We start from the raw sequence: 12,079 nt of genomic DNA on the forward strand, positions 1-12,079 counted from the left end.
GAACCCGTTCAGCAGTCCTATGCGTCCCTCGCCCCTCGGCTTGCCGGTCACGGGCCCCCTCCTTCGCACGTGGTGTTACGCGACCACGAAGGTAACGCCGAGCGCCCCCGGCTGTCATGCCCGTATCGGCATACGGTCATGACAGTCCGGGGGTGGGGCGGCTCAAGGGCCCGCCGGGTGGAACTTCAGCCCTTGAGCGCGGCGGCGATGGCCTCGGAGAACGGGGTGGTCGGACGGCCGGCCAGGCGCGACAGGTCGCCGGTCGAGACGACCAGCTCACCCTTCTCGATGGAGGCGTCGACCCCGGCCAGGATCTGGGCGAACGGCTCGGGCAGGCCGGCGCCGGCCAGGATGCCGGTGAGTGCCTCGGGCGTGACCGCGTTGTAGGTGATCTCCTTGCCGGTCTGCCGGCTGAGCTCGGCCGCGTACTCGGCGAAGCTCCACGGGGTGTCGCCGCCCAGCTCGTACGTCTTGTTCTCGTGCCCCTCGCCGGTCAGTACGGCGACGGCGGCAGCGGCGTAGTCGGCGCGGGAGGCGGAGGAGACCTTGCCCTCGCCGGCGGCGGCGACGACCGCGTTGTGCTCCAGCACCGGGGCGAGGTTCTCGGTGTAGTTCTCGTGGTACCAGCCGTTGCGCAGCAGCGCGTAGGGCACGCCCGAGTTCAGCAGGGCGTCCTCGGTGCCGCGGTGGTCGTCGGCGAGCGCGGCGGTCAGGCTCCCCGGGGCGCTGGTGTAGGCGAGCAGGGCGACCCCGGCCGCCTTGGCGGCGTCGATGACGACCTTGTGCTGCTGCACACGGCCCTTGTCGAACTCGTTGCCCGAGATCAGCAGGACCTTGTCACCGGCGGAGAAGAGGCCGTCGAAGGACGCGGGGGTGTTGTAGTCGGCCAGCGCGATCCTCACCCCGCGGTCCGCGAAGCCGGCCGCCTTCTCGGCGTTGCGGACGACCGCGGTGATCTGCTCGGCGGGGACCTTCTCCAGCAGCTGCTCCACGACGTGACGGCCGAGCTGTCCGGTGGCTCCGGTGACGACGATGCTCATGGTGATGACTCTCCTTGTGGGGTGCGATGGCACTAACCATAGGAGAAGCGCTAACTCTTCGAAAGTACCCACTTTGAAGTAAGGTACTGGCATGGCAGTAAGTGATGGCGAGGCCCTGTGCCCGTACCGGCTCGTCCTGGAACACGTCACCAGCCGCTGGGGCGTGCTCGTCCTGATCGAGCTGCTGGACCGTCCGTACCGGTTCAGCGAGCTGCGCCGGGCGATCAGCCGGTACAGCGGCCGGGGCGTCAGCGAGAAGATGCTCACGCAGACGCTCCAGACCCTGGAACGCGACGGCCTCGTCGACCGCGACGCCAAGCCGGTGATCCCGCCCCGCGTCGACTACTCCCTCACCGACCTGGGCCGCGAGGCCGCCGAGCAGGTCAAAGCCCTCGCACAGTGGACCCAGCAGCGCATGGACGACGTGGAGAAGGCCCGCCTGACATACGACGAGACCCGGGCCGCTTCCTAGCGCTCCCGGGCCCCGGTGTTCCCGAAGCGGCTCAGCCGACGACCGTCCAGGTGTCCCCGCCCGCCAGCAGCGCGCCCAGGTCGCCCTTGCCGTGCTGCTCGATCGCCTGGTCGAGCTGGTCGGTCATCTGGGTGTCGTAGACGGGCCGGTCCACGGCACGGAAGACGCCGATCGGGGTGTGGTGCAGGGTGTCCGGGTCGGCCAGGCGGGACAGCGCGAACGCCGTGGTCGGGGATGCGGAGTGCGCGTCGTGGACGAGCACCTGGTCCTCGTTGTCCGGCGTCACCGCGACCACCTTCAGGTCCCCGGTCAGCCGGTCCCGTGCGACGCCCTTGGCCAGGTCGCCGCCGAAGCGGATCGGCCTGCCGTGCTCCAGCCGGATCACGGCCTCCTCGGCCTGCTGCTTGTCCTTCAGGGCCTCGAAGGCGTTGTCGTTGAAGATATTGCAGTTCTGGTAGATCTCGATCAGGGCCGTGCCCTGGTGGGCGGCGGCCTGGCGCAGCACCTCCGTCAGGTGCTTGCGGTCGGAGTCGACCGTCCGCGCCACGAACGACGCCTCCGCGCCGATCGCCAGCGACACCGGGTTGAAGGGCGCGTCCAGCGAGCCCATCGGCGTCGACTTGGTGATCTTCCCGACCTCGGAGGTCGGCGAGTACTGGCCCTTGGTCAGACCGTAGATCCGGTTGTTGAACAGCAGGATCTTGAGGTTGACGTTGCGGCGCAGCGCGTGGATCAGGTGGTTGCCGCCGATGGACAGCGCGTCGCCGTCGCCGGTGACGACCCACACCGACAGATCGCGGCGGGAGCTGGCCAGACCCGTGGCGATGGCGGGGGCGCGGCCGTGGATGGAGTGCATCCCGTACGTGTTCATGTAGTACGGGAACCGGGAGGAGCAGCCGATGCCCGAGACGAAGACGATGTTCTCCTTCGCCAGACCCAGTTCGGGCATGAAGCCCTGCACCGCCGCGAGGATGGCGTAGTCGCCGCAGCCGGGGCACCAGCGCACTTCCTGATCGGACTTGAAGTCCTTCATCGACTGCCTGCCCTCGGCCTTGGGGACGAGGGAGAGCGCTTCGACGGTGCCCGTGCCGTGCGTGGACGTCTCAGCCATCGATGGCCTCCTTGAGAACCGCGGCGAGCTGCTCCGCCTTGAACGGCATGCCGTTGACCTGGTTGTACGACTGGGCATCGACCAGGTACTTCGCCCGGATGAGCGTGGCGAGCTGCCCGAGGTTCATCTCGGGGATCACCACCTTGTCGTAACGCGCCAGCACCGCGCCCAGATTCCGCGGGAAGGGGTTGAGGTGGCGCAGATGCGTCTGCGCCACGGACTCCCCGGCTCTGCGCAGCCGCCGCACCGCCGCCGTGATCGGCCCGTACGTGGAACCCCAGCCCAGGACGAGGGTCCTGGCCTCGTGCGGGTCGTCCACCTCGAGGTCCGGGACGTCGATGCCGTCGATCTTGGCCTGCCGGGTGCGGACCATGAAGTCGTGGTTGGCCGGCGAGTAGGAGATGTTGCCTGTGCCGTCCTCCTTCTCGATGCCGCCGATCCGGTGCTCGAGACCGGGCGTGCCCGGGATCGCCCACGGCCGGGCCAGCGTCTGCGGGTCGCGCTTGTAGGGCCAGAACACCTCGGAACCGTCGTCGAGGGTGTGGTTCGGGCCGTGCGCGAACTGCACCCGCAGGTCGGGCAGCTCGTCCAGGTCCGGGATCCGCCAGGGCTCGGAGCCGTTGGCCAGATAGCCGTCGGAGAGGAGGAAGACCGGCGTGCGGTACGTCAGTGCGATCCGCGCCGCCTCCAGGGCCGCGTCGAAGCAGTCCGCCGGGGTGCGCGGCGCGACGATCGGCACCGGAGCCTCGCCGTTGCGCCCGTACATCGCCTGGAGCAGGTCCGCCTGCTCGGTCTTGGTCGGCAGACCCGTCGACGGCCCGCCGCGCTGGATGTCCACGACCAGCAGCGGCAGCTCCAGGGAGACCGCGAGGCCGATGGTCTCCGACTTCAGCGCCACCCCGGGACCACTCGTCGTGGTCACGGCCAGCGAACCACCGAAGGCCGCGCCCAGCGCGGCCCCGATACCGGCGATCTCGTCCTCGGCCTGGAAGGTGCGCACGCCGAAGTTCTTGTGTTTGGACAGCTCGTGCAGGATGTCCGACGCCGGAGTGATCGGGTACGACCCCAGATACAGCGGCAGATCCGCCTGCCGGCTCGCGGCGACCAGGCCGTACGACAGGGCGAGGTTGCCGGAGATGTTGCGGTAGACACCCGGCGGGAACGCCGTGGCCGCCGGGGCCACCTCGTAGGAGACGGCGAAGTCCTCGGTGGTCTCGCCGAAGTTCCACCCCGCCCGGAACGCGGCGATGTTGGCCGCCGCGATGTCGGGCTTCTTGGCGAACTTGGACTTGAGGAACTTCTCCGTGCCCTCGGTGGGCCGGTGGTACATCCAGCTCAGCAGGCCCAGCGCGAACATGTTCTTGCTGCGCTCGGCCTCCTTGCGGCTGAGGTCGAACTCCTTCAGCGCCTCCACGGTGAGCGTGGTCAGCGGCACCGGGTGCAGGTGGTAGCCGTCCAGCGACCCGTCCTCCAGCGGACTGGTCTCGTAGCCGACCTTCTGCATCGCCCGTCTGGTGAACTCGTCCGTGTTGACGATCACCTCGGCGCCGCGCGGCAGGTCGCCGATGTTCGCCTTCAGCGCGGCCGGGTTCATCGCCACCAGCACGTTCGGCGCGTCGCCGGGCGTGAGGATGTCGTGGTCGGCGAAGTGCAACTGGAAGGACGACACACCCGGCAGGGTCCCGGCGGGCGCCCGGATCTCGGCCGGGAAGTTCGGCAGCGTCGACAGGTCGTTGCCGAACGACGCGGTCTCCGAGGTGAAGCGGTCACCGGTGAGCTGCATACCGTCACCCGAGTCCCCCGCGAACCTGATGATCACCCGGTCGAGACGGCGGACGCCCTTGGCGCCCTCCGCTTTGCGCTGCTCTCCTACGACTGGTCCGTCGGCCTGCTCCGCTGGGCTACTGACCTGGCTGGTCACTGAACTGGACCTCCCTCGAGGCGGCTGTCCCGGACAGGCCTTCCCGCAGGCCTCCCAGGATCAACCCTACGACCGTAAGGGTCGCCTTCTTTGTGTCATTCGCATCTTGGACGCGACTTTGGGGTGATCACGCACCCGTGCCGCCCATGTCAGGAATTGAGGTACGTCAGCACGGCCAGGACCCTGCGGTGGTCCCCGTCGCTCTGCGACAGCCCCAGCTTCAGGAAGATGTTGCTGACGTGCTTCTCGACCGCTCCGTCGCTGACCACCAGCTGCCGGGCGACCGCCGAGTTCGTCCGGCCCTCGGCCATCAGCCCCAGCACCTCCCGCTCCCGCGGGGTGAGCCCCGCGAGCACGTCCTGCTTACGGCTGCGGCCCAGCAGCTGCGCGACCACCTCCGGGTCGAGGGCCGTACCGCCGTCGGCCACCCGCACCACCGCGTCCACGAACTCACGGACCTCGGCCACCCGGTCCTTCAGCAGATAGCCGACGCCCCGGCTGGACCCCGCCAGCAGCTCCGTGGCGTAGCGCTCCTCCACGTACTGCGACAGCACCAGCACACCGAGCCCCGGGTGCGCCTTGCGCAACTGCACCGCCGCCCGCACCCCCTCGTCGGTGTGCGTCGGCGGCATCCGCACATCGGCCACCACGACATCCGGCAGCTCGCCCTGCGCGTCCAGCTCGGTGATGGTCTTGATCAGTGCCTCGCCGTCACCCACCCCGGCGACCACCTCGTGCCCGCGGTCGGTCAGCAACCGGGTCAGGCCCTCCCTGAGCAGCACTGAATCCTCGGCGATGACCACCCGCACCCTGTCCTCCACGATGTTTCGGCCCCCCACAGCCCGATGCCGCCCGTCCGCGGCCCACAACGGCTCCGCGCCCACCCGTGCGACGGGTCCAGCATTTCAGGATCGGGGGGTGGATGGGGGTAGGACCGGCTTCTTGTCCGGCTGAGTCAGGCAACGGCTTTCAACCGGAGGTCACCGCACGTACGCGCCCCGCCACGGCAGCTCCGCGGTCACCCGGGTCGGCCCGCCCGCCGGCGAGTCCACCACCAGGATCCCGTCCACCGCGTCGAGCCGCTCCGCCAGCCCCGCCAGGCCGGAGCCCTGGGACACGTCGGCCCCGCCCGCGCCGTTGTCCACGACCTGCAGCATCAGCCGGTTCTCCGTCCGCCACACCTCCACGCCCGCCCAGGTCGCCCGCGCGTGCTTGCTGACGTTCTGCAGCAGCTCCGACACCGTGAAGTACGCGATCCCCTCGATCGCCGGCGCCGGCCGCTCCCTCAGATCGACCTCGACCCGCACCGGCACCGTGCACCGCGAGGCCACCGCCGACAGCGCCGCGTCCAGCCCCCGGTCCGTCAGCACCGCGGGGTGGATCCCCCGGGCCAGGTCCCGCAGCTCCTGCAGCGCCGTCTTCACCTCACCGTGCGCCTCGTCCACCATCCGCGCGGCCGCCTCCGGATCCTCCTGGAGCTTCTCCTTCGCCAGCCCCAGATCCATGGCCAGTGCCACCAGGCGGGCCTGCGCCCCGTCGTGCAGATCCCGCTCGATGCGCCGCAGGTCGGCCGCGGCGGTGTCGACCACGACCCCCCGGTCCGACTCCAGCTCCACCACCCGCGAGGCCAGCCGCGACGGCCCGAGCAGCCCGTGCACCAGCAGCCGGTCCACCATCGTCAGCGCCCGCAGGATCCACGGCATCGCGATCGTGAACAGCAGACCCACCAGCGCGGTCATCGTGATCTCGAAGGGGTTGTCGAGGTAGATCTGGTGCGTCTCGTCGCCGTACAGCTGGATCCCGTCCTGGCCGGCGGACATCGGGAACACCCAGAACCACAGCGGGTACGTCAGCAGCCCCCAGCCCAGCACCCACACGTTCACGGCGACGGCGAACGAGAACACCGCCCAGGGCAGCTGCAGCAGCGCGTACAGCAGGGCCCGCCACGAGGCGCCGCTCTTGAGGACGGCACCCATCCACGCCATGGCGCCCGGCTTCCTCATCCGCAGCGGCTCCGGCTCGGCCACCTCCAGGTCCAGCAGCGCCCGCGCCCGGAACCGCTCCACCGCCCCGAAGCCACGGCACCCGGCGAGCGCCGCCGCCAGCACCGGTACGCCGAGGAACGTCACCAGCAGCCCCGCCCCCAGCGACACCATCGTCACCGCGTAGACGAACAGCAGGATGCTGATCGGCAGGCTGAGCAGCACATGGCCGAATTCCCGCCAGGTGCGGCCCTCGACCGGCGCCCGCAGCGCGACGGGCAGCCGGTGCCGCCGTCGTTCGGTGCTCCCGTCGAACCCGGGCCCGCCGTCGAGCCCGTATCCCTGTCCGTACTCCGTGGCCATCGGCGTCGTCCTTCTCCTCGTCCTGCGGCTGTGCTCTCGATACCTCCACCCTGCTCCGCCGCAGGTCGGCGGACCATGGAGTCCGTCGGCGTCTTGGACGGGGGGTTTTCCCCACCTCCGGCCGAGCGGTTCCCCGGCTCAGCGGCCGCTGGTGCCCGCGGCGGAGGCGTCCGTGCGGTCGCGCCACGGCAGTTCCGCCGTGACCGTCGTCGGGCCGCCCTCGGGCGACTCCAGGACGAACAGGCCGTCCACTGCGCCCAGCCGGTCGGCCAGGCCCTTCATCCCCGTACCGCCGTCGAGACTCGCGCCCCCGCGGCCGTCGTCCCACACCTGGATGAGCAGCCGGTCGGCCGTGCGCCACACATCCACCGACGCCGACCTCGCCCGGCTGTGCTTGCTGACGTTCTGCAGCAGCTCCGAGACGGTGAAGTAGGCGATGCCCTCGATGGCCGCGGCCGGCCGCGCGGGCAGGTCGGCCGTCACCTTCACCGGGACCGTGCAGCGCGAGGCGACCGAGGACAAGGCCGCGTCCAGGCCGCGGTCGGTCAGCACCGCCGGATGGATCCCGCGGGCCAGATCCCGCAGCTCCTGAAGCGCCAGCTTCACCTCGCCGTGCGCCTCCTCGACCATCGCCGCCGCCGCGTCGGGGTCCTCCAGCACCTTCTCCTTGGCCAGGCCGAGACCCATGGCCAGTGCCACCAGCCGGGCCTGCGCCCCGTCGTGCAGATCCCGCTCGATGCGCCGCAGGTCGGCCGCGGCCGTGTCGACCACGACCCCCCGGTCCGACTCCAGCTCGGCGATGCGCCGCTCCAGCTCGTCCGAGGGCGACAGCAGCCCGCGCACCATGGCCCGGTCGGCGTTGGCCAGCACCCGTGCGATGAACGGCAGCACCGGCCACAGCACGAACAGCGAGGTCAGCGTGATGGTGAAGGTGAGGACGCCCCACGGCAGCCGTATGAACTCGTACAGCACCGCCCGCCAGCCCACCGGGTCCTTCAGCGACATCCACACCTGGGCGAGGAAGCCGCCCGAGCCGCGCAGCGGCAGCCGGCTCGGCTCGTCCACCCGCACCCCGAGCAGCGCCCTGGCCCGCGCCCGCTCCAGCTTGCCCAGTTGCCGCGCGCCCATGAGTCCGGCCGCGAGCAGCGGGAACCCGATCACCGTGACGGTCAGCCCGAAGCTGGTGAACAGCACCGTCATGACGTAGGTGAATCCGAGCAGGGAGAGAGGAAGGTTCGCCAGGAGGTGCGCGATCTCCTTCCAGGTGTGCCGGTCGTAGGCGAACCGGGGCGGTGGCGGGCGGTCGTCCTGCCCGGCCGACGTCGCGGCCGCCTTCGAGCCGGTGGACGGGAAGCGTTCGGTCATACGCGTCAGCCTGCCCGGCCGCGGGCAGCCGCGCCATGAGGTGGACCGCCAGGATCGACTGAGGAAAACCCCACCCCCGCATGCCAGGGCGTGACGGGCTGCTTACCCTGCCTTTATCAGGGCCTAGACTCCCGTGCGTACAGATCGTCGAACAGCGGCGTCCGGGTGAGCCGGGGGATCGTCGCGGGACCAGGTCCGAGTTTCAAGGGAGCGAGGGACGGACGTGCCGGAACCGACCGTCGTCACCACGACCGTCGTCGCGGCGGACTACTTCCAGTCCTATTCGGTCGTCGGACTGCTCGCCGTCGTCGGCGTGCTGTTCGTCGCCGTCGCCTTCGGGGCCGGCCGCCTGCTGCGGCCCGTGGTCCCCACGCCAGAGAAGCTCCTGACGTACGAATGCGGCGTCGACCCCGTCGGCGAGGGCTGGGCCCACACCCAGGTCCGCTATTACGTCTACGCCTTCCTCTACGTGATCTTCGCCGTCGACTCGATCTTCCTGTTCCCCTGGGCGACCGTCTTCGCCGCCCCCGGCTACGGCGCGGCGACCCTGGTGGAGATGTTCATCTTCCTCGGCTTCCTGGCCGTGGGCCTGCTCTACGCATACAAGAAGGGCGTCCTGGCATGGACGTGACCCCCGACGTGACCCCCGCCGGCTCTGAACCCGTGCTGCTTCCGGAACCGAAGCGGCTCGGCGCCCTCGCGCGCCTCGCACCCGAGCCGATGAAGGTGATCCTCAACTGGGGCCGCCGCTACTCGCTCTGGGTCTTCAACTTCGGCCTCGCCTGCTGCGCGATCGAGTTCATCGCCGCGTCGATGGCCCGCCACGACTTCATCCGGCTCGGCGTCATCCCGTTCGCACCGGGCCCGCGCCAGGCCGACCTGATGGTGGTGTCCGGCACGGTCACGGACAAGATGGCGCCGGCGGTGAAGCGCCTCTACGAGCAGATGCCGGAGCCCAAGTACGTCATCTCCTTCGGCGCGTGCAGCAACTGCGGCGGCCCGTACTGGGACTCGTACTCCGTCACCAAGGGCGTCGACCAGATCATCCCCGTCGACGTCTACGTCCCCGGCTGCCCGCCCCGTCCCGAGGCGCTGCTCCAGGGCATCCTCAAGCTCCAGGAGAAGATCGCCCGCGAGTCGCTGGGGGAGCGGTACGGCACGGGACGCCCCTCTGCGGCGGCGCTGCAGAGCGGCTTGGTGCGACCGCCGTCCCCGTCCACGGCCTCGGAATCCGCGCCTGAGGAGGGACGATGACCGCGGTCGGCTGGCTGCCCGCCGACGTCGGGGAACTCTTCGGTACGGACGCGACGGCCGAGGAGTCGTACGAGGTCCTGACGGTCGACGTCCCGCCGGCGAGCTGGATCTCCGCCCTGGAGACCGCCCGCGACCGGCTGGGCTGCACCTATTTCGACTGGCTGAGCGCCGTCGACGAACCGGGCACGGGCTTCCGCGTCACGGCCCACATCGCGGCCCTGTCGCCCCTCCGCCGCCTCCTCCTGCGTACGACGATCCCGCACGAGACCCCCGCCCTGCCCTCCGCGGTCGGTGTCTACGCGGGCGCCGCCTGGCACGAACGCGAGACGCACGAGATGTTCGGCATCGCCTTCGAAGGCCACCCGGCACTCGACCACCTGCTCCTGCCGGACAGCTTCGAAGGCCACCCCCTGCGCAAGGACTTCGTCCTGGCCGCACGCGTCGCCAAGGCCTGGCCCGGCGCGAAGGAACCCGGCGAGTCGGAACACGGCGGCCCCAAACGCCGCCAGATGCTCCCACCCGGCGTCCCCGACCCCAACGAATGGGGCCCCCTCAAGGGCCAACTCCCCCCGGCCCCGACCCGCCCTACCCGCGGCACACCCCGAGCCTCGGGCGACCGCCCGACCCGCACCGCCGGCGAGCGTCCCGTGCGGCGTGCGCGTACGGCGGGGGAGGGCTCGGCGAGCCAGGCTGCTGCGGGCGAGGCGGCCGCTCCGGCTCCGGCAGGTCCGCGTCGTGCGCGTACGGCGGCGGAGGGGTCGGCGAGTCAGTCTTCGCCCGGGGAGTCGCCTGCTTCGGCTCCGGCTGGTCCGCGTCGTAACCGCACGGCGGGGGAGGGCTCGGCGAGCCAGGCTGCTGCGGGCGAGGCGGCCGCTCCGGCTCCGGCTGGCCCGCGCCGTGCGCGTTCGGCGGCGGAGGGGTCGTCGAGTCAGTCTTCGCCCGGGGAGTCGCCTGCTTCGGCTCCGACGGGGCCGAGTCGTGACCGCACGGCGGCCGAGGGCTCAGCGAGCCAGACGACGCCCGGCGACACCTCTCCCTCGTCCCCGGCCGCCCCGCGCCGTACCCGTACCGCCGCGGACGGCTCGGCGAGCCAGACACCCGGCGGCTCGGAGTCCCCGGCGACCGGCCCTGAGTCCCCGGCGCCCGGCCCTGAGTCCCCGACGCCGGGATCCGACTCCCCTGCGACCGGTTCCGAAGCAACGGTGCCCGGCATCGAGACGCCGACCACCGGGCAGCCGGAGTCTCCCGCCGCCGAGGCCGAGGCCGAGGCCGAGTCCCCGGCCCCGTCGGCCGGACCGCGCCGCGCGCGCAGCGCGTCGGAGGGCAGTTCGAGCCAACGCGCCGCGTCCGACCGAGGCGACAGCCAGCCGGGCAGGTCTGCCCGCTCTGCGCGCAGCTCGGACGCCCCCTGGCACCACGCCCGCCCGGCCTTCGAGGAACCGGAACCGGCACCGGAACCCGAACCGTCGCCCGAGACCGCGCAGTCGCCGGCCTCCGAGTCCTCTGGCGACTCGGAGACCCCCGAGCCCACAGAGACCACAGAGACCACAGAGACCCCAGATCCCACGGACAGCCCCGAAGACCCCGCAGGAGGTACGCGGTGAACGACGCGCTCGACGTCACCCTGCGACTCCTGATCGTCTTCGTCGTCTTCCTCACCTTTCCCCTGATCATCGGTCAGACGGAACACAAGGTCATGGCCCACATGCAGGGCCGCCTGGGCCCCATGTACGCCGGCGGCTTCCACGGCTGGGCCCAGCTGATCGCCGACGGCGTGAAGTTCGCGCAGAAGGAGGACATCGTCCCCGCGGGCGCGGACCGCCGTATCTTCCAACTGGCCCCCGCCGTCGCCCTGCTGCCGTACCTCCTCGTCCTGCTCGCCATCCCCATCGGCCCGGACGAGGGAGCCGTCGGCCAGGTCATCGACGCGGGCGTCTTCTTCGTCCTGGCCGTCATGGGCGTCGGTGTTCTCGGCTCTCTCATGGCCGGCTGGGCGTCCGCGAACAAGTTCTCCCTCCTCGGCGGCCTCCGCACCGCCGCCCAGCTCCTCGCCTACGAACTGCCGATGCTCCTGACCGCGGCCTCGGTCGCGATGGCGGCCGGCACGGTCTCGCTCCCCGGCATCCTCGACGCCTTCGAGTGGTGGTGGCTGCCCTGGCAGATCGTCGGCGCGATCGTCTTCTTCGTGGCCGGCCTCGCCGAACTCCAGCGCCCGCCCTTCGACATGCCCGTCGCCGACTCGGAGATCATCTTCGGCGCGTACACCGAGTACACCGGCCTCCGCTTCGCCCTCTTCCTCCTCGCCGAGTACGCCGGAATCGTCGTCCTGTGCGGTCTGACCACCGTCCTCTTCCTGGGTGGCTGGCACGGCCCCTGGGGCGCCGACGGCCTCGGCTGGGTCTGGACCCTGCTGAAGGCCGCCGTCCTCGCGTTCCTCGTGATCTGGCTGCGCGTCACCTACCCGCGCCTGCGCGAGGACCAGCTCCAGAAGCTCGCCTGGACCCTCCTCGTCCCCCTGTCCCTCGCCCAGATCGCCCTCACCGGCGTCGTCAAGGTGGTGATCCAGTAACC

Annotated in this window: 11 protein-coding genes; 5 read left to right on the forward strand and 6 right to left on the reverse strand. The window is 70.9% G+C overall.

The window, feature by feature from the left end:
- Positions 1-185 precede the first annotated feature (185 nt).
- Positions 186-1,040 (reverse strand): SDR family oxidoreductase, encoded by an 855-nt coding sequence (locus OHU35_RS25525; protein ID WP_189728642.1) that lies wholly within the window; start codon positions 1,038-1,040, stop codon positions 186-188.
- 91 nt (positions 1,041-1,131) lie between these two features.
- Here OHU35_RS25525 and OHU35_RS25530 point away from each other — a divergent pair, with 91 nt between their 5' ends.
- The gene (locus tag OHU35_RS25530) at positions 1,132-1,512 is read left to right on the forward strand and encodes a helix-turn-helix domain-containing protein (RefSeq protein WP_189728644.1); all 381 of its coding nucleotides are present in this window, start codon (positions 1,132-1,134) and stop codon (positions 1,510-1,512) included.
- A 31-nt stretch (positions 1,513-1,543) separates the two neighbouring features.
- On the opposite strand, the gene OHU35_RS25535 is transcribed toward OHU35_RS25530, so the two are convergent.
- The 5 genes from OHU35_RS25535 to OHU35_RS25555 form a co-directional block, all read right to left on the reverse strand.
- A complete protein-coding gene (locus OHU35_RS25535; protein ID WP_405507019.1) occupies positions 1,544-2,623 on the reverse strand; it encodes a 2-oxoacid:ferredoxin oxidoreductase subunit beta in 1,080 nt (359 codons plus the stop codon).
- Positions 2,616-4,544 carry a 2-oxoacid:acceptor oxidoreductase subunit alpha gene (locus tag OHU35_RS25540; RefSeq protein ID WP_189728648.1) on the reverse strand — a complete coding sequence of 643 codons (1,929 nt, stop codon included), beginning with the start codon at positions 4,542-4,544 and terminating at the stop codon, positions 2,616-2,618. The genes OHU35_RS25535 and OHU35_RS25540 overlap by 8 nt, the downstream gene beginning before the upstream one ends.
- A 149-nt stretch (positions 4,545-4,693) precedes the next feature.
- Positions 4,694-5,353, reverse strand: coding sequence for a response regulator transcription factor (locus tag OHU35_RS25545; RefSeq protein ID WP_308401003.1), 660 nt, complete (start codon positions 5,351-5,353; stop codon positions 4,694-4,696).
- 171 nt (positions 5,354-5,524) lie between these two features.
- Positions 5,525-6,889, reverse strand: a complete 1,365-nt coding sequence (locus tag OHU35_RS25550; RefSeq protein WP_359887328.1) for a sensor domain-containing protein — start codon at positions 6,887-6,889, stop codon at positions 5,525-5,527.
- Positions 6,890-7,027: 138 nt separating this feature from the next.
- Complete coding sequence (locus OHU35_RS25555; protein ID WP_405507021.1) at positions 7,028-8,254, reverse strand: sensor histidine kinase; 1,227 nt, start codon at positions 8,252-8,254, stop codon at positions 7,028-7,030.
- 223 nt (positions 8,255-8,477) lie between these two features.
- On the opposite strand from OHU35_RS25555, the gene OHU35_RS25560 reads away from it, so the two are divergent.
- The 4 genes from OHU35_RS25560 to OHU35_RS25575 are packed head-to-tail and all read left to right on the forward strand — an operon-like array spanning position 8,478 to position 12,077.
- On the forward strand, positions 8,478-8,885 hold the full coding sequence (locus tag OHU35_RS25560) for an NADH-quinone oxidoreductase subunit A (RefSeq protein ID WP_030234112.1): 408 nt from the start codon (positions 8,478-8,480) through the stop codon (positions 8,883-8,885).
- Positions 8,876-9,508, forward strand: coding sequence for an NADH-quinone oxidoreductase subunit B (locus tag OHU35_RS25565; protein WP_189728654.1), 633 nt, complete (start codon positions 8,876-8,878; stop codon positions 9,506-9,508). The genes OHU35_RS25560 and OHU35_RS25565 overlap by 10 nt, the downstream gene beginning before the upstream one ends.
- On the forward strand, positions 9,505-11,112 hold the full coding sequence (locus OHU35_RS25570) for an NADH-quinone oxidoreductase subunit C (RefSeq protein ID WP_405507023.1): 1,608 nt from the start codon (positions 9,505-9,507) through the stop codon (positions 11,110-11,112). Before OHU35_RS25565 ends, OHU35_RS25570 begins: the two co-directional genes overlap by 4 nt.
- Positions 11,109-12,077 (forward strand): complex I subunit 1 family protein, encoded by a 969-nt coding sequence (locus tag OHU35_RS25575; protein WP_189728656.1) that lies wholly within the window; start codon positions 11,109-11,111, stop codon positions 12,075-12,077. The genes OHU35_RS25570 and OHU35_RS25575 overlap by 4 nt, the downstream gene beginning before the upstream one ends.
- Positions 12,078-12,079 lie beyond the last annotated feature (2 nt).

It is taken from the genome of Streptomyces purpurascens, assembly GCF_045040895.1.
GTDB classification, from domain to species: domain Bacteria; phylum Actinomycetota; class Actinomycetes; order Streptomycetales; family Streptomycetaceae; genus Streptomyces; species Streptomyces purpurascens.

Coding starts and splice junctions, on each gene's coding strand:
- OHU35_RS25555 (WP_405507021.1), bottom strand. CDS start 8,254: ATGACCGAACGCTTCCCGTCCACCGGCTCGAAGGCGGCCGCGACGTCG.
- OHU35_RS25530 (WP_189728644.1), top strand. CDS start 1,132: ATGGCAGTAAGTGATGGCGAGGCCCTGTGCCCGTACCGGCTCGTCCTG.
- OHU35_RS25535 (WP_405507019.1), bottom strand. CDS start 2,623: ATGGCTGAGACGTCCACGCACGGCACGGGCACCGTCGAAGCGCTCTCC.
- OHU35_RS25570 (WP_405507023.1), top strand. CDS start 9,505: ATGACCGCGGTCGGCTGGCTGCCCGCCGACGTCGGGGAACTCTTCGGT.
- OHU35_RS25550 (WP_359887328.1), bottom strand. CDS start 6,889: ATGGCCACGGAGTACGGACAGGGATACGGGCTCGACGGCGGGCCCGGG.
- OHU35_RS25565 (WP_189728654.1), top strand. CDS start 8,876: ATGGACGTGACCCCCGACGTGACCCCCGCCGGCTCTGAACCCGTGCTG.
- OHU35_RS25525 (WP_189728642.1), bottom strand. CDS start 1,040: ATGAGCATCGTCGTCACCGGAGCCACCGGACAGCTCGGCCGTCACGTC.